Origin of the sequence: Mycobacterium sp. (genome assembly GCF_035499775.1) — a bacterium.
In the GTDB taxonomy this organism is placed as follows: domain Bacteria; phylum Actinomycetota; class Actinomycetes; order Mycobacteriales; family Mycobacteriaceae; genus Mycobacterium.
The window spans coordinates 1-18,341 of sequence record NZ_DATJYB010000163.1 but is presented as its reverse complement, the minus strand read 5'-3'; the positions used below and the strand labels follow the sequence as shown (position 1 = coordinate 18,341).

At 65.8% G+C, this 18,341-nt stretch carries 16 protein-coding genes and 2 pseudogenes; 11 read left to right on the top strand and 7 right to left on the bottom strand.

What is annotated here, in order from left to right; all coding sequences use genetic code 11:
* Positions 1–34: 34 nt before the first annotated feature.
* The 4 genes and pseudogenes from VML93_RS10995 (at position 35) to VML93_RS10975 (ending at position 4,680) form a co-directional block, all read left to right on the top strand.
* Positions 35–1,255, top strand: a complete 1,221-nt coding sequence (locus tag VML93_RS10995; RefSeq protein WP_325610467.1) for a PucR family transcriptional regulator — start codon at positions 35–37, stop codon at positions 1,253–1,255.
* Positions 1,256–1,366: 111 nt separating this feature from the next.
* Positions 1,367–1,780: pseudogene (locus VML93_RS10990) on the top strand (cellulose-binding domain-containing protein); the annotation flags it as partial.
* A gap of 120 nt (positions 1,781–1,900) precedes the next feature.
* Entirely contained in the window at positions 1,901–2,869 is a 969-nt protein-coding gene (locus VML93_RS10980; RefSeq protein WP_414686333.1) for a GH12 family glycosyl hydrolase domain-containing protein, read from the top strand.
* Positions 2,870–2,964: 95 nt separating this feature from the next.
* Positions 2,965–4,680 carry an NAD-binding protein gene (locus tag VML93_RS10975; RefSeq protein ID WP_325610465.1) on the top strand — a complete coding sequence of 572 codons (1,716 nt, stop codon included), beginning with the start codon at positions 2,965–2,967 and terminating at the stop codon, positions 4,678–4,680.
* Here VML93_RS10975 and VML93_RS10970 read toward each other — a convergent pair.
* Positions 4,677–5,555: an LLM class flavin-dependent oxidoreductase gene (locus VML93_RS10970; protein ID WP_325610488.1), complete on the bottom strand. Its 879-nt coding sequence runs from the start codon at positions 5,553–5,555 to the stop codon at positions 4,677–4,679. The genes VML93_RS10975 and VML93_RS10970 overlap by 4 nt on opposite strands.
* Positions 5,556–5,592: 37 nt before the next feature.
* Here VML93_RS10970 and VML93_RS10965 point away from each other — a divergent pair, with 37 nt between their 5' ends.
* On the top strand, positions 5,593–6,006 hold the full coding sequence (locus VML93_RS10965) for a VOC family protein (RefSeq protein ID WP_325610463.1): 414 nt from the start codon (positions 5,593–5,595) through the stop codon (positions 6,004–6,006).
* An 86-nt stretch (positions 6,007–6,092) separates the two neighbouring features.
* Entirely contained in the window at positions 6,093–6,482 is a 390-nt protein-coding gene (locus tag VML93_RS10960) for a VOC family protein (RefSeq protein WP_325610462.1), read from the top strand.
* Positions 6,483–6,490: 8 nt separating this feature from the next.
* Here VML93_RS10960 and VML93_RS10955 read toward each other — a convergent pair whose 3' ends face one another.
* The 4 genes and pseudogenes from VML93_RS10955 to cysD all read right to left on the bottom strand — a co-directional run bounded on the left by VML93_RS10955 (position 6,491) and on the right by cysD (position 10,560).
* Positions 6,491–6,976 (bottom strand): RrF2 family transcriptional regulator, encoded by a 486-nt coding sequence (locus VML93_RS10955; RefSeq protein ID WP_325610461.1) that lies wholly within the window; start codon positions 6,974–6,976, stop codon positions 6,491–6,493.
* 17 nt (positions 6,977–6,993) lie between these two features.
* On the bottom strand, positions 6,994–7,722 hold the full coding sequence (locus tag VML93_RS10950) for a 3'(2'),5'-bisphosphate nucleotidase CysQ (protein WP_325610459.1): 729 nt from the start codon (positions 7,720–7,722) through the stop codon (positions 6,994–6,996).
* Positions 7,719–9,572 (bottom strand): adenylyl-sulfate kinase, encoded by a 1,854-nt coding sequence (gene cysC / locus VML93_RS10945; protein ID WP_325610458.1) that lies wholly within the window; start codon positions 9,570–9,572, stop codon positions 7,719–7,721. The genes VML93_RS10950 and cysC overlap by 4 nt, the downstream gene beginning before the upstream one ends.
* Positions 9,572–10,560: pseudogene (gene cysD, locus VML93_RS10940) on the bottom strand (sulfate adenylyltransferase subunit CysD). The gene cysC and the pseudogene cysD overlap by 1 nt, the downstream one beginning before the upstream one ends.
* A gap of 159 nt (positions 10,561–10,719) precedes the next feature.
* On the opposite strand from cysD, the gene VML93_RS10935 reads away from it, so the two are divergent.
* Positions 10,720–11,109, top strand: coding sequence for a PaaI family thioesterase (locus VML93_RS10935; RefSeq protein ID WP_325610486.1), 390 nt, complete (start codon positions 10,720–10,722; stop codon positions 11,107–11,109).
* Positions 11,110–11,151: 42 nt separating this feature from the next.
* Here VML93_RS10935 and VML93_RS10930 read toward each other — a convergent pair whose 3' ends face one another.
* A complete protein-coding gene (locus tag VML93_RS10930; RefSeq protein WP_325610456.1) occupies positions 11,152–11,652 on the bottom strand; it encodes a carbonic anhydrase in 501 nt (166 codons plus the stop codon).
* A gap of 213 nt (positions 11,653–11,865) precedes the next feature.
* On the opposite strand from VML93_RS10930, the gene VML93_RS10925 reads away from it, so the two are divergent.
* The 4 genes from VML93_RS10925 to VML93_RS10910 are packed head-to-tail and all read left to right on the top strand — an operon-like array spanning position 11,866 to position 17,297.
* Positions 11,866–12,843 (top strand): ABC transporter permease, encoded by a 978-nt coding sequence (locus tag VML93_RS10925; RefSeq protein WP_325610454.1) that lies wholly within the window; start codon positions 11,866–11,868, stop codon positions 12,841–12,843.
* Positions 12,840–13,769 carry an ABC transporter permease gene (locus tag VML93_RS10920; RefSeq protein WP_325610452.1) on the top strand — a complete coding sequence of 310 codons (930 nt, stop codon included), beginning with the start codon at positions 12,840–12,842 and terminating at the stop codon, positions 13,767–13,769. Before VML93_RS10925 ends, VML93_RS10920 begins: the two co-directional genes overlap by 4 nt.
* Complete coding sequence (locus VML93_RS10915) at positions 13,766–15,613, top strand: ABC transporter ATP-binding protein (RefSeq protein WP_325610451.1); 1,848 nt, start codon at positions 13,766–13,768, stop codon at positions 15,611–15,613. Before VML93_RS10920 ends, VML93_RS10915 begins: the two co-directional genes overlap by 4 nt.
* Positions 15,597–17,297, top strand: coding sequence for an ABC transporter family substrate-binding protein (locus VML93_RS10910; RefSeq protein WP_414686332.1), 1,701 nt, complete (start codon positions 15,597–15,599; stop codon positions 17,295–17,297). Before VML93_RS10915 ends, VML93_RS10910 begins: the two co-directional genes overlap by 17 nt.
* Here VML93_RS10910 and VML93_RS10905 read toward each other — a convergent pair.
* The coding region (locus VML93_RS10905) for an alpha/beta hydrolase (RefSeq protein ID WP_325610447.1) at positions 17,294–18,341 on the bottom strand (1,048 nt) is incomplete at its 5' end. The genes VML93_RS10910 and VML93_RS10905 overlap by 4 nt on opposite strands.

Below are 18,341 nucleotides of genomic sequence, written 5' to 3'. Positions count from 1 at the left end.
TTAAAGTTGTTCAAAAGAACAAGGGGCTGCCCCGGTGGACACCGCCATCAATCCGGGCCTTCGGGACTGGCTCACGACCTTCACCGCGCAGGCGAGATCACCGGACGCGGTGGATCGGATGGTCAGCCGCATCAACGGCGTCATCTTGAACGAGGTCCCAGAGGTGGCCCGCGCTGCGCTGCTGGTTCAAGACCTCCATGCCAGCACCCGCACCCACTGGCTGGCGTTCCTCGACCTGGTGCCGATACCGCTGAGCCAGTTGGTGTTAACCGCACCGGCGGAGGGCCTGGCCAGGGCAATCGCTCGCCACGGCTTGGATCTGGGTGTGCTGCTGAGGATTTACCGGGTGGGCCACCGCGCCCTGTGGGACCACATCACCGAAGTGGCGGCCGGCGTCCCGGACGGCGGGCCTGAGCAAATTGACGTTCTGACGTACCTGTGGAGCCGAGCCGGCAGCTGGCTGGATCAATCCGTTGAGCGTCTGATCGTCGTTTACCAGGAAGAGCACGACGACATTGCGCAAGGCGACATCGCCCGACGATCCGAGATCGTCAAACGGGTCCTGGACCGGCCCGTCGACGAGCGAGCGATTACCGCAGAGCTGAAACATGCTGTCAGCCAATGGCAAACCGCGTTCGTGCTGTGGGTGGACAACAGCGATGATGTCGGCTCGCTGGAGCGCACGGCCATCGGCCTCGCGCACGCGCTGGGCGTCGGTCAGCCGCTGAGCGTGATGCACGGCAGCAGAGAGTTGTGGGGTTGGTTCGCCACCCGTGCGCCGATTCAACTGTCAGCCCGCGACGACGCCGTCGATGTTCTTGCCGCCGGAAAGGCACGGGCGGCCTTCGGGACATCCGGCCCGGGCGTTGACGGGTTTCGGGTCAGCCATCGCGAGGCATTGGGCGCCCAGCGCGTCGCACTGGACTCGCAGGCCCGATTGACCGATTACGCCGAGATCGAACTGCCCTGCATCATGGCGAGCGACCGAGCGGCGGCCGAAACTTATGTGCGGCGCGTTCTCGGCCCGCTGGGACGCTCAGACGATGGCCTCGACCGGATCAGGGAAACAGTCATGGCCGTCTTCTCGGCCGACGGCAGCGTCGAAGACGCAGCGCGAAAGTTAGTGGTGCACAAGAACACCGTACGCTATCGCCTGCGCAAGGCCGAAGAACTTCTGGGCGAACGCATTAACGCGCGCCGGGCCGACATCGAAGTGGCATTGCGCTATCTGGAAACTTTCCGGACGCGGATTTGAGCCAAACAATGCGCGGGCGCGTTTAACGCAACGGTCACGGTTCGACAAAGATACGGCAGAAGTAAAACCCAATAACGCCCACAACAACTTTCGCACTATAGCTTTTGCCGGATGTGGCGACTGAACCGGTTAGCGGGACTCCGGCGCCCAGCGCTGCATGTCACCTTGTCCGCCGTCGCCATGGCCATTTACGTCATCGTTATCACCCCGGTGGCCCACGCGGCCACGGTGACGGCGACTCTGACCGTGACGTCGCAATGGAATAACGGCTTCGTCGCCAACTACAATGTCACCAATGCCGGCGCCGCGCCTTTAACCGGATGGAAACTCGAATTCGACTTGCCTGCAGGCGAATCCGTCACAAATGCGTGGAACGGCAAACTTGACCGGTCCGGTCGGCATTACGTCCTTACCCCGCAGGACTACAACAACACGATTGCACCCGGCAATTCGGTCACGGTCGGCTTCCAAGCCGAGCAGAACGGCGCGTACTCACCGCCGGCGAATTGTCTTATCAACGGGCAATCCTGCGCGAGTGCCCCGCCCCCGACGACCACCACCACTACAACCACGACCACCACGACAGCACCGGCAGCCGCGACGACCACCCCGCCGACTCCCCCGGCCCGTCCGGCCTCGGCGACGTTGGCGGTGACATCGCAGTGGCACAACGGATTCGCCGCCAACTACAACGTCGCGAATCCGGGAGCCACGCCGCTGAGTGGGTGGAAGCTCGAATTCGACTTGCCTGCAGGCGAATCCGTCACGGACGCGTTCAGCAGCACGTTTACCGGGTCGGGCGGCCACTACGTCCTGACCCCGCAGGATCGCAACAGCACGATTGAGCCCGGCGGTTCGACCACGGTTGGGTTCCAGGCCCTGCAAACCGGTGGCTATGCGCCGCCGGCGAATTGCCTCCTCAACGGACAACCCTGCGGCGGGACACCGGCCGGTAATCAGATCTGCGATCAGTTCGGAACCACCACGATCGGAAGCGCTTACGTAGTTCAGAACAACGCCTACAACAACGGCGGCGGGCAGTGCCTCAACGTCACCGCGACGGGGTTCGCCATCGCCGCCGAGAACGGTTCCGCGCCCACCGGCGGTGCCCCACTGTCCTACCCCTCGGTCTACCTGGGCTGCCACTACAACAACTGTTCACCGGGCACCAATCTGCCGTTGCAAGTCAGCCAGATTCACAGCGCAAACAGCGCCATCGATTTCACCTACGGCGGCGGTACCTTCGACGCCGCCTACGACATCTGGCTGGACCCCACGGCCAAGAAGAACGGCGTCAACCAGCAGGAAATCATGATCTGGTTCAACCGCCAGGGCTCCATCCAGCCCGTCGGCTCCATCGTTGGCAACACCACGATCGGCGGGAAGCCCTGGCAGGTTTGGAAGGGCAGCAATGGGCAGAACGACGTGATCTCCTACGTCGCGCCGTCGCCGATCAACTCCTGGAGTTTCAATGTGCTGGACTTCGTCAACGACGTGAAATCCCGTGGTGCGATTACCGACTCGTGGTACCTCACCAGCATTCAAGCCGGCTTCGAGCCGTGGAATGGCGGGGTGGGCCTGGGGATCGGTTCATTCTCCGCCAGCGTCAGCTGAACAGCGGGGACGGCATGGCCGAGCAGACACAAAAGCACCCGTTTCGGTGCGGCCCTTAAGGGGCTTTTGCGTCTGCTCGCCCTAGCCTGAAGGGCATGAGCATGCACGGTCACATCATCGTCAGCGGCGACGACAAGCTGACGACAACGATCGTCGAAGAGCTGAGCAGCGCCGGTGCACAGATTGTCAAGATCGCCACCGCCGCCGAGCTTGGTCGCGTCGGCGTCGACCACGCGCTGGCCGTCGTCTGCGCCGGGCCAAACGACGCGATAAATCTCGAAATCGCGTTATTGGCAAGAGAAATCAACCCAACGGTGCGTGTGGTGGCTCGGCTGGCCAACGACGTGCTGCGCGAGGCGGTGGCCGCCGACAACGGCCACGGCGCGATCCTGGACGTCGCCGACCTGACGGCGCCATCAGTGGTCGAGGCATGCCTGGCGCACAACATCCACCCGTTCGAGGCCGCCGGCATCCACTTCGTCGTGGCGTGGTCCGAGGCACCGCGGGATGCGACGCTGCGCGCGATCTACGGCGACCTGGCACCGGTGGCGGTGATCCAGGGCAAGAACTCCTCGACCCCAGGCGGGATCGTGACCTGCCCGGGACGAGATCTGCAGGTCACTGCCGGTGACTGGACCGCGATGATCGGCACTGCCGACGAGTTGGCCGCCCGCGGCTTCAGGCTCCCCCGTCGAACCGCGACACGCACCCGCCGACCTCGGCTGCGGCGAGCACTCGACTCCATCCGAGCCGTGCGCAACGACGTCAACCCGATGTTTGTGCGTGCGCTCTCAGCCGCACTTCTGCTGCTGCTCGGCTCGACGATGCTGCTGCGCTTCACCTACCGGATGCCGGGGATGGGGTGGATCGACGCGCTGTACTTCAGCACCGAGACGATCGCCACGGTGGGCTACGGCGACTTCAGCTTCATGCACCAGCCGACCTGGCTGCGGCTGTTCAGCGTCATGCTGATGTTCGCCGGGGTGACCACCACCGCGGTCCTGGTCGCGTTCGTCGCCGACCTGCTGCTGTCGCGCCGCTTCGCGCACTCGGCCGGGCGCCGGCGGGCGCGCCATCTGCGCAACCACATCATCGTCGTCGGGTTGGGCTCGTTCGGCATCCGCGTCGTCAGCGACCTGACCGCCGCCGGATACGACGTGGCGGTGATCGAGCAAGACGAGAACAACCGCTACCTGTCGTTGGCGGCCGAACTCGAAGTGCCGGTGATCTTCGGGGATGCGACGATGCGCCAGACGCTGGAATCGGCCCGCATCGACCACGCGCGCGCGGTGGCGGTGCTGACCCAGGACGACATCGTCAACATCGAGACCGGAATCGTGCTGCGCGAAATGCTGGGGCCCCGCGTACTGCCCAAGGTCATAAGGCCCGACGTCCCGCTTGTGCTGCGCGTTTACGACCGCAGGCTGGGCGCGGCGGTCGCGCAGCGGTTCGGCTTCGAAAACGTCCGTTCGACGATCGAACTCGCCGCGCCGTGGTACATCGGCGCCGCCATGGGCCTGCAGGTGCTGGGCACGTTCTCGGTTGGACAGCGCTCCTTCATGGTCGGCGGAATGCATGTCGCCGCCGGCAGTGAACTCGACGGGCTGACGATGATCGAACTGTCCACCCAGACGCGCGTCATCGCGATCACCCGGCCCGACGAGCCGGTCCGGCTACGCCCACGTCGCGACGCCCGGCTCCGAGCCGACGACACCGTCTACCTGGTGGGCCCGTACCGCGAGCTGTTGGCGACGCTGCTCAAGGGGCAGCCTCCCGAGCAGTCCGCGACCGGCGTCGAGGTTTCGGCTTAGAACTCGGCGGCCACCTCGGCGGCGCGGCGCAATTGCTCAATGTCGCTGCTGGTCGGGATGAGCTGAACCTCGTCGGTGCCGATCGCCTCGAATTTGCGCAGCACCGCGACCAGTTCCTCTTCGCTGCCGGCCCAACCGGTCATCGGCGCCATCGCGTCGACGTACTCGGCCGGTATCCAGTTCATGTAGCGCCGCAGATGACGATGCACCTGGGCGCGAGCCTGCTCGGGCGAGCCGAATGCGAACCAGAACGACGTGGCCAGGTGAGGCTTGGGCTTGCCGGCCTGCGCCCACGCCGCCCGCGCCACGTCGAACAGCTCGTTCTGCTTGGCGACGTCGAGGTCCAGGGTGGTGCCGGCCAGGCCGTCGGCCCACGCCGCGGCGCTGCGGACGGTCTTGGGGCCGATAGCGCCGACGAACAGCGGCGGGCCACCCGGCTGAACCGGCGGCGGCCCGACCGGCACCACCGAGTCGGTGATCTTCTCGCCGGCCCACACGCGCTTCATCACCGCCACCCGTTCGGCCATGCCGCGTATCGTCTGCGTCGCGGGATCGGCACCCACGGCGTGGTAGTCCTCGTGTCGGCCGCCCACCCCGAGGCCCACGGCCAGTCGGCCGCCACACAGCATGTCGCCCGTCGCCAGCCCTTTCGCCAGCAGCACCGGGTCGTGCAACTGCGGCACGATCACCGTCGTCATCAGCCGGACCCGATCGGTCCAGGCGGCCAACGCGCCGAGCAGCGTCAGGTTGTCGGGGTTGTCGAATGCGATGCGCTCGCCCCAGCACAGCGACGAGAACGGGCCCTCGTCGATCACCCGCGCCCAGTTCTCCAGCAGCGCCGCATCCAGGTCCGGCTCCATCACCGGCATGGTCATTGCTATCCGCACAGTGTGATTCTGGCAGCATGGATTGATGGGCTTTTCCAGCACTTCCATCGCACACGTTCGCCTCACGGTCACCGACATCGAGCGGTCCCGGCAGTTCTACGAGAGCGTGTTCGGCTGGCCGGTGTTGATCGAGGTTCCCGAGAACGCCAACGAGGCGATGCGGCGCCAGTTGGACTTCCTGTACGGCGGCGTCGTCTACGACCTCGGTGGCACCCTGCTCGGGCTGCGGCCGGTCGCCGAGGACCGCTTCGACGAGGATCGCACCGGCCTGGACCACATCGCGTTCCGGGTGGTCAGCAGGGCCGAATTGGATTCCGCGGCTGCGCATCTCGACGAGCTCGGGATTGGGCACGAGCCGGTCAAAGACATCGGCCCGTCATTCATCCTGGAGTTCCGCGATCCCGACAACATCGCTTTGGAGCTGACCGCGCCGAAGTAGCGCCGCGCGAGCGTGCGCAAAATGACGGCCCGCGCGGCGTGTCGCTGTACATCTGCGCACGCTCGCGGGTGAGAGGAAGGGGAGCCATGCCCATCAGTTTCAACCACACCATCGTCCGGTCACACGACAAGCGTGAGGCCGCGGGGTTTCTCGCCGAGCTGTTCGGCCTGCCCCGCCCGACGCCGTTCGGCCCGTTTTTGGTTGTCGCCCTCGAACACGGCGCGAGTCTCGATTACGCGGATGTTCCCGAAGGCGAAGAGATCCCCCGTCAGCACTACGCGTTTCTCGTTTCCGACGAAGACTTCGACGCCATCTACGGCAAGATCCAGTCGCGCGGCCTGCAGCACTGGGCGGACCCGGGCGCCCAACGGCCCGGCGAGATCAACCATCGGGACAACGGTCGCGGCGTGTACTTCCCGGATCCGTCCGGGCATTCGATGGAGATCCTCACCCGGCCCTACGGCTCAGGCGGCTGACTGGCGCTTCAGTCGCCGTCGCGCGGTGACCCGTGCCGCACACTCTCCTGACCGCGGTAGTCGTCGGCGAGCCGGGCGACGTGCTCAGGCAGGGCGCCGGCGGCGACGTCGGCCAACGTCGTCTCTTCCAGCACCGACCTCATGCTGGCGCGCAGGGCCCGCCACACGTCGGTCAGCGCGGTGGTCGGGCCGGAGTAGGGCAGGTCGCCGAGTCCGATGTCGCGGACGCTGGCCAGCGGTCCATCGATGCACCGCAGCACGTCGGCGATGCTGATCTCGTTTCCCGGACGCGCCAGTTCGTAACCGCCCTCACGACCGCGATGGCTTCGCACCAAGCGGTCGGTGCGCAGGTTGGTGAGGATGTCGACGAGAAACTGCGCGGGTATGCCCTGCGCCTGAGCCAAGTCCTCGGTCTTGACCAGTGTGCCGCTGGGTCCCGCGGCCAGCTGGACCATCGCCCGCACCGCGTATTCCGCCTTGGCCGACATCCGCATGCTGTGGATTCTGCCAGTCAGGCGCTCACACTCAGCACCGCGTCGGCGTACTCCGGCCGGCACACCACCAGGTCGGGCAGCAGCGGGTCGGGCCGGTTGTACCGCAACGCCGAGCCGTCCAGGCGCGACGTGTGCAGGCCGGCGGCGCGCGCGACCGCGACCGGCGCCGCGGAATCCCATTCGTACTGACCGCCGGCGTGCACATATACGTCGGCCAGCCCCTGGATGACCGCGGCGACCTTGGCCCCTGCCGACCCCATCTCGACCAGGGTGCCGCCAAGACGCTCGCACACCTGCAGCGCGATCGCCGGCGGGCGGGTGCGGGACACCACGATGCGGGGCGAGCCCGGATCGGCGGGCGGTTCGGCGACGTCGGGCGTCGCCAGCGTAATGCCCTGTGCCGGAAGGGCTACCGCGCCGGCGACGAGTTCACCGGATTGCCACAGCGCCACATGTACGGCCCAATCCGGGCGGCCGAGCTCGGAGAATTCACGGGTGCCGTCCAGCGGGTCGACGATCCACACCCGCTCGGAGCGCAATCGCACCGGGTTGTCGGCACCTTCCTCGGACAGCACCGCGTCGGCGGGCCGGGACTCCGCCAGCGCCGCCATCAAGAAGTCGTGTGACCGCTTGTCCCCCGCAGCTTTTCGCTCAGACTGGGGAGCATCGGCCAGCTCATCGCGCACCGCGAGGAGCAGCTCTCCGGCTTGGGTTGCCAGCCGCCCGGCCAGCTCGTGGTCGCTCAACCTCGTGACTCGAGCAGATCTATGACCAGCTGTGCCAGCTCGTCGAGTGTGTGGTCCGGGGTGAGCCGCAGATCCGGCTGCTTCGGCCGCTGATAGGGGCTGTCGATTCCGGTGAAGTGCGTGATCTCACCCGCACGCGCTTTGGCGTACAGCCCCTTGGGATCACGCCGTTCACAGTCTGCGAGCGGGGTGTCGCAGAACACTTCGAGGAAGTCGAATCCGGCGTCGGTGTGCACTTTGCGGGCCAGTGCACGGTGCTCGGCCAGCGGGCTGATCGCGGGCACCAGCACGATTTGGCCGGAATCGGCCAGCAGCGTCGCCACGTGCGCCAGCCGCCGCAGGTTCTCCGCCCGGTCGGCCATGCTGAAGCCCAGGTCCGCGTTCAGACCGTGCCGCAGGTTGTCGCCGTCGAGAACGTAAGCGGGAACGCCCTTTTCGAGCAACTTCTGTTCGACCAGCATGGCCACCGAGGACTTTCCGGAGCCCGACAATCCGGTGAACCACACCGTCCCGCCCCTGGTCGCCCGGTCTTCCGCGGTGACCAATGACTTGTGTCGCACGGTGTTCGGGCTCGCCGCATACGGCGAGACACCGCGAAGCACCATGCCCGCCGCCACGGTTCCGTTGGTGTCGGGATCGATGAGGATGAACGAGCCGGTGCTGGCATTCCGGGTATACCCGTCGAGCAGCAGGGGTACCTGGGTGCGCAGCGAAACGCGGCCAAGTTCGTTGAGCTTCAGGGCCGTTGCCGTCTTGTCGCGGTGCAGGGTGTTGACATCGAGCCGGTAGTCCAGCCCCGTGATCCGGGCGCGGGTGGTCCGGGTGGTGTGCTTGATGACGTACTCGCGGCCGGCCTCCAGAGCAGCGCCGTCAGCCATCCAGCACACGGTCGCGTCGAAGTCCTGGACGACCCTGGGCTGGTTGTTGGTGCGGGCGATCATGTCCCCGCGCGAGACGTCGATATCGTCGGCGAGGCCGATCGACACGGCCATCGGTGGAAACGCTTCTGCCACTGGACCGTTCGGTCCGTCGATCGCCGTGATACTGGTGGTCTTGCCGATCGGCAACACGACCACTTCGTCGCCCGGGCGCATCACTCCACCGGCCACGGTGCCGGCATAGCTGCGGTGATCATGATGCTCGTGCGTTTGCGGGCGGATGACGTACTGCACCGGGAACCGCACGTCGACCAGGTTGCGGTCGCCGCCGATGTAGACCTCTTCGAGATGCGACAGCAACGCGGGGCCCTCGTACCACGGCGTGTTCTCCGACTTGGTCACCACGTTATCGCCGTGCAGCGCCGAGATCGGGATGGTGGCCACGTCGTGCACTTCGAGGCGGGCGGCAAAGGAATAGAACTCGTCGCGGATCAACTCGAATTTCTCTCTGTCCCAATCGATCAGGTCCATCTTGTTGACCGCGAGCACAATGTGGCGAATGCCCAACAGCGACGCCAGGAACGCATGCCGGCGGGACTGCTCCAGCAGGCCGTGCCGGGCATCGACGAGCACGATCACCAGCTGAGCGGTGGACGCGCCGGTCACCATGTTGCGGGTGTACTGGATGTGTCCCGGGGTGTCGGCGATGATGAATTTCCGCTTGGGAGTGGCGAAGTAGCGGTAGGCCACGTCGATCGTGATGCCTTGTTCACGCTCGGCTCGCAGACCGTCGGTGACCAGCGCCAGGTCGGTGTAGTCGTGGCCGCGGTCTTTCGAGGATTGTTCGACGGCCGCCCACTGGTCTTCCATCACAGCCTTGGAGTCGTAGAGCAGGCGACCGATCAGCGTCGACTTGCCGTCGTCGACCGAGCCGGCGGTGGCGAGGCGAAGCAATGTCGCGGTGGTGGCCATCAGAAGTACCCCTGTCGCTTGCGGTCTTCCATCCCAGCCTCCGAGATCCGGTCGTCGGCCCGGGTCGCGCCGCGCTCGGTGAGCCGGGCCACGGCTGTCTCGGCGATGACCTCGGACACGGTCCCCGCCGCCGATTCCACACAGCCGGTACAGGTGACATCGCCCACCGTGCGGAACCGGACGGTTGCCTCGAACACCCGCTCGTCGGCGCGTGGCTGCATGTGACGGTGTACCGCCAGCAACATGCCGTCGCGGCTGAACACCTTGCGGCGGTGGGCGAAGTAGATCGACGGCAACGTGATCTTCTCGGCGCCGATGTAGGACCAGATGTCGAACTCGGTCCAGTTGGACAGCGGGAAGACCCGGATGTGTTCGCCCTTGTGGTGCCGCCCGTTGTAGATGTTCCACAGCTCGGGGCGTTGCGCCTTGGGGTCCCACTGGCCGAACTCGTCGCGGAAGCTGAACACCCGTTCCTTGGCGCGCGCCTTCTCCTCGTCGCGTCGCGCCCCGCCGAACGCCGCGTCGAACTTGTTCTCCCGGATGGCGCGCAGCAGCGTCACCGTCTGGATCGGATTTCGCGACGGGATGGTTTCGACCACGCGCCCGGCGTCGATGTCTTCCTGCACCGAAGCAACCACCAGCCGCACCCCGGCCTGTTCGACCAGCTCGTCCCGGGTCGCGATGACCTCGTCGAAGTTGTGGCCGGTGTCGACGTGCATCACCGGGAACGGCAGTCGCCCGGGGCGAAAAGCCTTGAGCGCCAAGTGCAGCATGACGATGGAGTCCTTGCCGCCGGAGAACAGCAGCACCGGCCGCTCGAACTCGGCCGCGACCTCTCTGATGATGTGGATCGCCTCTGCCTCCAGCGAGCGCAGATGGCTCAGTTCATACTGTCCGGCCGCTGGGACGGCCTTCGCGTCGACGGTCATTGAACCCCTCGTCAAGCATTCTTGATAATTCCGGTAGAACTGACCATATTTATGGGCATTGCCCTATATAGAACCAGCCCGGTCCGCGAGTGTCAACGAGTTGGTGTTGGCGAGCACGTCAGGGAACCCTCGGTTTAGGACACGCGCGTCGCGCGGTCTTCCCCGGGTGCGCGGCAGTGCGAAAGCATGAACGGATGCCAAACCCCAGCGGCCGCGACGTGATCGCGCAGTTCCTGCCACAATCGCCGTTTGTCGCCAAGCTGGGGATCGTCGCGGACCAACTCAGCGACGACGAGGTCAGGCTGCGACTGCCGTGGGATCCTTCCAACACCACCGTCGGCGACATGGTCCACGGCGGCGCCATCGCCACCCTCGCCGACGTCACCGTGATGGCGGCCGCCTGGTGCGGTGGGGAGGCGCCCGCTGAACTGCGGGGCGTGACGGTGTCGATGACACTCGACTTCATGGCGCCGGCGCGGGCCACCGACGTGATCGGGGTGGGCCGGGTGCTGCGGCGGGGCCGATCGCTGGTCAACTGCGAGGCCGAGATCGTCGACCCTTCGGGAGCGCTGATCGCCAAGGCGCTGGCCACCTACAAGGTGGGGTGAGCAAACATAAAAGCACCCGGCACGCCGGGCGTGCCGGTGCTTTTACGTCTTCTCGGCGCTGACTTCTTCGAGCTTGCCGGAGGCGACGTCGAAGACGAACCCGCGCAACGACACGTGCTTGGTGACGAACGGGCTGTTCTCGATACGGCGCAGCGACTGCCGGACATCGTCTGCCAGATCCGGAAACGCCTCGGCCGCCCACGGCGGTTTGACCCCGATCTCGTCCTGGATGGAGCGCTTGAAGTCGTCGTCGGCGAAGGTGAGCATCCCGCAGTCGGTGTGGTGGATCAGGATGATCTCCTGGGTTCCCAGCAACCGCTGGCTGATGGCCAGCGAGCGGATGGCGTCGTCGGTGACGACCCCGCCGGCGTTCCGGATGACATGGGCTTCGCCGTCGTTGAGGCCCAGGATGCGGTAGACATCGAGCCGGGCGTCCATGCAAGCGACCACCGCGACGTGTTTGCTCGGCGGCAACGGCAGGGGCCCGCTGAAGCTGCTCGCGTATCGGGCGTTATTGGCCAGGTAGTCATCGGTAACCGTCACGCGAGTCTCCTCGGGGTATCACGGAATGGAATTTGCTACGCAGATCGATGCCGGGGTGGATTTTAACAACCGGGAGCCCGGATTTCACTGGTCGGGATCAAACCGATCGGAACGGTTCAGACCCACTGACGCGTCGGAGCAGCAACGAATGCTCGCTGACCGGCGCGGGATCTCATACCCTGTCCCAATGCGGCGCGCGCGGGGGGATCAGGCATGATCGGTTTCCTCGCACGCCGGCTGGCCAACTACATCGTGCTGCTGGCGCTGGCGTCGTTCCTCACCTACTGCCTGGCCTCCGTGACGTTTCGTCCGCTCGACACCTACGTGCAACGCCACCCGGTTCCGCCCAAGGAACTCGTCGACCGAAAAAAGGCTGAGTTGGGCTTAGACAAGCCCATACCCATCCGGTATGCGCAATGGGCAACCGGCGTGGTCCAAGGCGACTTCGGCAAGACGGTCACCGGTCACCCCGTCTCCCAGGAACTGTGGCACCGGATAGGAATCAGCCTGCGACTGGTGGTGACCGGCTCGGTGCTGGGCACGCTGATGGGCATCATCCTGGGGGCTTGGGGAGCCATCCGGCAGTACCGGCTGAGCGACCGCGTCATCACCGTGCTGTCGTTGATACTCCTGAGCATTCCGTCATTCGTGCTGGCGGGCCTGCTCATCCTGGCCGCGCTGCGGGTCAACAATTTCCTTGGCGTTCGGATCTTCCTGTACACCGGTGAGACGTCACCGATCCCCCCCGACGGCCTATGGGACCAACTGGTCGACCGCGTGCAACACCTGGCGTTGCCGACGCTGACGCTGGCCCTGCTCAGCATGGCTGGGTTCAGCCGCTACCAGCGCAACGCGATGCTCGACGTCTTGGGCGAGGACTTCATCCGCACCGCGCGCGCCAAGGGCCTGACCCGGCGGCGAGCGCTTTTCAAACACGGCCTGCGTACCGCGCTGATTCCGCTCGCGACGTTGTTCGCGTACGGGATCAGCGGCCTGGTCGTCGGCGCGGTCTTCGTCGAGAAGATCTTCGGTTGGCACGGCATGGGCGAGTGGACGTATTTGGGCATTGCCACCCAGGACACCAACGTGGTGGCGTCGGTCACGCTGTTTTCCGGGCTGGTGATTCTGCTCGCCGGCCTGTTGTCCGACATCTTCTACGCGATGCTGGACCCGAGGGTACGGGTGACATGACGACACAGGAAGCCAGTCAGGAAGTCAAATCCGGCATCCACCCGGCCGCCTTCACATCGCGGCGAAACCTGGTGGCACGACGGTTCGTTCGCAACAGGCCCGCGGTCGTGGCGCTGGCTCTGCTGGTGGTGGGACTCGTCGGCTGCTACGCACTGCCGCCACTACTCCCGTACGACTACAACCATCTCGACTATGACGCGCTGCTGCAGCCACCCTCGTTCAAGCACTGGTTCGGCACCAACGCAATCGGTCAGGACCTGCTGGCCCGGACGCTGTGTGGGATGCAGAAGTCGATGCTGATCGGTTTCAGTGTGGCGCTGATCTCCACCAGCCTTGCCGCCACCGTCGGGTCGATCGCCGGCTACTTCGGTGGCTGGCGCGACCGTGCCCTGATGTGGTTCGTCGACTTGCTGCTGGTGGTGCCCAGCTTCCTGCTGATCGCCATCGTCAGCGTCCGCACCAGAGGGTCGAACAACGTCCTGTGGCTCATCGCATTGCTCGCGGCGTTCGGCTGGATGGTCAGCTCGCGGATGGTGCGCGGCTTGACCATGAGCCTGCGTGAGCGCGAATTCGTCCGTGCGGCAAGGTATATGGGAGTTTCCAGCCGCCGCGTCATCGTGCATCACATCGTGCCCAACGTGGCCTCGATCCTCATCATCGACGCGACGCTCAACGTCGGGTCCGCGATCCTGGCCGAAACCGGACTGAGCTTCCTGGGATTCGGTATTCAGCCACCCGACGTGTCGCTGGGGACGCTGATCGCCGATGGCACTCCTTCGACCACCACCTTCCCGTGGGTCTTCCTGTTCCCCGCCACCACCCTGGTCCTGATCGTGTTGTGCGCCAACCTCACCGGCGACGGATTGCGTGACGCGCTGGACCCCCGCAGCCGGCCACCACGCCGCAAGAAGCGGGGCGCCAAGTGACGGCCCTGCTGGAAGTGACGGACCTGAACGTCACCTTCGAGACCGGGGACGTTTCGGTGGCCGCGGTGCGCGGTACGTCCTACCGCATCGATCCGGGCGAGGTGGTCGCCATCGTCGGCGAATCCGGTTCGGGCAAAAGCACCGCCGCGATGGCCGTCATCGGGTTGTTGCCCGAGTTCGCCCAGGTGTCGGGATCAGTGCGCTTGCAGGGCGAGGAACTGCTCGGGCTGGACGACGACGCGATGTCACGGATCCGCGGCAAGACGATCGGCACCATCTTTCAAGACCCGATGTCGGCGCTGACGCCCGTCTACCCGGTCGGCGACCAGATAGCCGAAGCCATCGAGGTCCACAACCGTGAAATCCGCCGTGCGGACGCCCGCAAGCGTGCGGTCGAGCTGCTCGAGCTGGTCGGCATCTCGCAGCCGGAGACCCGGGCCAGAGCCTTTCCGCACGAGCTGTCCGGCGGCGAGCGCCAGCGGGTGGTGATCGCGATCGCCATCGCCAATGATCCCGACCTCCTGATCTGCGACGAGCCGACCACCGCGCTGGACGTCACCGTGCAGGCCCAAATCCTCGATGTACTCAGAACGGCCCGCGACGTCACCGGCGCCGGCGTGCTGATCATCACCCACGACCTGGGCGTGGTGTCGGAGTTCGCCGATCGGGCGATGGTCATGTACGCCGGACGTGGTGTCGAGACCGCCAGCGTCGAACATCTGTACCGCGACCGCCGGATGCCCTACACCGTCGGACTGTTGGGATCAGTGCCGCGGCTGGATGCCCCGCAGGGGACCCGGCTGATTCCGATTCCGGGCGCGCCGCCGACGATGACGTCGTTGTCGCCGGGCGTCTGCCCGTTCGTGCCCCGCTGCCCGCTGGCGATCGACGAATGCCGTTCGGCGGAGCCCGATCTCGTTGCCGTTGGCGAAGGCCACTGGGCGGCGTGCATCCGCACCGACGATGTCGCCGGGCGCAGCGCAGCCGAAATCTTCGCCGTGTCAACGCAACCGGCGGCAACCGAGAGTGCCGGCAAACCGCCGGTGGTGCTGCGGGTGACGGATCTCGCCAAGACTTATCCGCTCACCAAGGGCGTGGTCTTACGCAGGCGGGTGGGCGAGGTGCGAGCGGTCGACGGCGTCAGCTTCACCCTGGAGCAGGGACGCACCTTGGGTATCGTCGGCGAATCCGGCTCGGGCAAATCGACCACCCTCAACCAGATTCTGGAACTTTCCGCCCCGCAGGCAGGTTCCATCGAGATCCTCGGCACCGACGTCTCGGCCCTCGACAAGGCCGCGCGCCGCCGGCTTCGGACCGAACTGCAGGTGGTGTTTCAGGACCCGGTTGCCTCGTTGGACCCTCGCCTCCCGGTCTTCGACGTCATCGCTGAACCGTTGGCCGCCAACGGATTCGACCGGCCGCGATCCGAGGAGAGGGTCGCCGAGCTGCTGGCGATCGTCGGGCTGGATCGCGCCGCCGCCAGTCGCTATCCCGCCGAGTTCTCCGGTGGGCAGAAGCAGCGGATCGGTATCGCGCGGGCCCTGGCGCTGCAGCCGAAGATCCTGGCGTTGGACGAGCCGGTGTCGGCACTGGACGTGTCGATCCAGGCGGGCATCATCAACCTGCTGCTGGACCTACAGCAGCAATTCGGGCTGTCGTATCTATTTGTGTCGCACGATCTTTCGGTGGTCAAACATCTGGCCCACCGGGTAGCGGTGATGTATAAGGGCGCGGTCGTCGAGCAGGGCGACGGTGAACAGGTTTTCAGCAGTCCACAGCACGACTACACGCGGCGGCTGTTGGCCGCCGTTCCGCGAGCGCACGCCGATGTCGCCGACGGTTAACATCGAGCGGGTGACGTACCCGCCCATCGTTCGCAGGATCGCGTTGCTGGCACTGGTCCTGGTCTTGACCGTCAGCGGCTGCTCGAACGGCTATCAGGACCTAGCGCAAGCGCAGGCAACGCGGATCGGCAGCACTAGCGACGTGAACCCACGCGACCCCGCGACGCTGCGCGACGGCGGCAACCTGCGGCTCCCACTGGCATTGTTCCCGGACAACTACAACGGGCTGAACATCGACGGCAACACGGCCGATACCGCCGATGTCCTCGCGCCGACACTGCCGGGCGCGTTTATCAGCCAGGCCGACGGAAGCCTCAAACTCAACACCGACTACTTCACCGGCGCCGAGCTGACCGGCACCAACCCGCAGGTCGTCACCTACACCATCAATCCGAAGGCAACGTGGAACGATGGCACCCCGATGACCTGGGAGGACCTCAAGTCAGAGGCCGATGCGTGCAGCGGTCGCGACGACCGGTTCTTGATCGCCAGCAATGCCGGGTTCGATCGCGTGAAGTCGGTGACCAGGGGCGTTGACGATCGTCAGGCAGTGGTTACCTTCGACAAGCCCTACGCCGAATGGCAAGGGATGTTCGCCGGCGGGATACAGCCCCGCAGCATGACAGCGGATCCGGAGGTCTTCAACAAAGCCCAGCTCGACGCGCCCGGCCCGTCGGCCGGACCGTTCGTCGTGTCGAAGATCGACCACGGCGCACAGCGAATCGTGCTGACCCGCAACCCGCGCTGGTGGGGCCGCAAACCGCGGCTGGAGTCCATCACGTTCCTGACCCTCGACCCCACCGCCACGATTCCCGCCCTGCAGAACCACGATATCGACGCCGCCGGTTTGGGCACTCTTGACGACATGGTCACCGCCCAGCGCACCCCCGGCGTCGCTATCCGGCGTGCCCCAACCCCCACCTGGTCACACTTCACCTTCAACGGAGCGCCCGGAGCCATTTTGGAAGACGAGCGGCTGCGGCTGGCGATCTGCAAGGGCATCGACCGTCGCGCGATCGTCAACATCGCGCAACATGGCCTGACCGACCACCCGGTACCGCTGAACAACCATGTCTACGTCGCCGGCCAAGCGGGTTACCAAAATAACAGCGCACCAGCCGATTACAACCCCGACCAAGCCCGCCGGGATCTGGACGCGATGGGCTGGAAGCTCAACGGAGCCGTGCGGGAAAGGAACGGCAAACAGCTGGTGGTCCGCGACGTCGTCTACGACGCACCATCGGCCAAGCAGATCGCGTTGGTCACCCAGCAATACCTGGCGCAGATCGGTGTCAATTTGAAGCTCGATATCAAGGCTCCGAACGGATTCTTCAGCCAGTACGTGACCCCCGGCGACTTCGATATCGTTCAATTCAGCTGGGTGGGTGGCTCTTTGCCGCTGTCGGCGCTCCCGCAGATCTACGCCTCCAAAGGCAGCAGCAATTCCGGCAAAATCGGCACCCCTGAGATCGACGCCAAGATCGATCAGACGCTGTCCGAGCTGGATCCGGTCAAGGCGCGTGCACTGGCCAACGAGGTCGACACGATGATCTGGGAGGAAGGCTTCAGCCTGCCGCTGTACCAGTCACCGGGCAACAGGGCGGTACGCAGCGACTTGGCCAATTACGGCTCGCCCGGACTGGCCGACGTGGATTGGATGTCAGTCGGATTCATACCGAGCTAGATCGGGCGAGAGGTGCCCCCAGCTCGCCGTAACGGGAGTGCGCGTTCGGCCAGGGCGGCCACGCCGACAGCCTTCCACAGCAGCCGCATCGCCGCACGTGCCGGAAGCGCGTCGAGCGCCGGCGCCCGCTCGGCGAGCCCGTCGAGCTCGCCTCGGCACACCGCGCCAGCGACCGCCAGCGCGGCGGTTTCGCGAAAGTCCAGTGCGCCGTGCGCCATCGTCTCCATCTTCAGCAGCACCGCGTTGGGCACTAGCGAGGCAATGCGCTCAGCCACCGCCGGCGGTGTGATCAGGTCGCGGCTCCCGGAAATCACCACCGTGGGCCACCCGAATTTCGGCATCTCGGCCACCAGGTCATAGGGCTCGGCCTCGAAAGCGGCTGTCACCGGCATTACTTCACGCAGTGCGACGGCGGGGTCGAGCGGAAGCCCGTCGGGTTCGGCGGCGTAGTCGAGTTCGCGGAACGCGATGCGGTCCACCAGGTCCGCCTCAAACCGGTACGGCGCCTTGCGGGTGAGAACATCGCCGACCCTGATCATGCTCTTCCACAACATAATTCGACCGTCGAGCAGCAGATCGAGTTGGCGGTCGAGCAGCTTGGTCCCGCCGTATCCGTAAGCCCGTGCGGCGACCTGCCCACCCGTCGCGGTCATCACGCCTTCGTCGACCAGCCGGCGAACCTTCGTCGCCAACGCGGCGGTTTCCGGATCGTCGCCTTTGAGCAGCAGCCGGCGAATGGCGTCGCGCACGTCGTCGATGTCGTCGTGCGACAGCAGCGGTGAATCGAGGATCATCGCCCGCACCCGGCCGGGGTGGCGGACCCCGAGTCCCGCCGCGATGTAAGTGCCGTACGACGTGCCGTAGACGACGGCCGAGTCCACGTGGGCGTCGTCGAGCACCGCGGCGACGTCGTCGACGACCTGGTCCACGGTGAGCGCTTCGGGCGGCAGGTCGGCGCCGGAGTCGTCGTGGCGCGACATGCCCACGCCCCGGTGCTCGATCATGATGACGTCCAGACCGGCGGCCGCAAAGCGTCGGCGCAGC

Excerpts from the sequence above, each read along its gene's own strand:
- VML93_RS10975 (WP_325610465.1), top strand. The coding sequence starts at position 2,965 with ATGAGCATGCACGGTCACATCATCGTCAGCGGCGACGACAAGCTGACG.
- VML93_RS10970 (WP_325610488.1), bottom strand. The coding sequence starts at position 5,555 with ATGACCATGCCGGTGATGGAGCCGGACCTGGATGCGGCGCTGCTGGAG.
- VML93_RS10965 (WP_325610463.1), top strand. The coding sequence starts at position 5,593 with ATGGGCTTTTCCAGCACTTCCATCGCACACGTTCGCCTCACGGTCACC.
- VML93_RS10960 (WP_325610462.1), top strand. The coding sequence starts at position 6,093 with ATGCCCATCAGTTTCAACCACACCATCGTCCGGTCACACGACAAGCGT.
- VML93_RS10955 (WP_325610461.1), bottom strand. The coding sequence starts at position 6,976 with ATGCGGATGTCGGCCAAGGCGGAATACGCGGTGCGGGCGATGGTCCAG.
- cysC (WP_325610458.1), bottom strand. The coding sequence starts at position 9,572 with ATGGCCACCACCGCGACATTGCTTCGCCTCGCCACCGCCGGCTCGGTC.
- VML93_RS10925 (WP_325610454.1), top strand. The coding sequence starts at position 11,866 with ATGATCGGTTTCCTCGCACGCCGGCTGGCCAACTACATCGTGCTGCTG.
- VML93_RS10920 (WP_325610452.1), top strand. The coding sequence starts at position 12,840 with ATGACGACACAGGAAGCCAGTCAGGAAGTCAAATCCGGCATCCACCCG.
- VML93_RS10910 (WP_414686332.1), top strand. The coding sequence starts at position 15,597 with ATGTCGCCGACGGTTAACATCGAGCGGGTGACGTACCCGCCCATCGTT.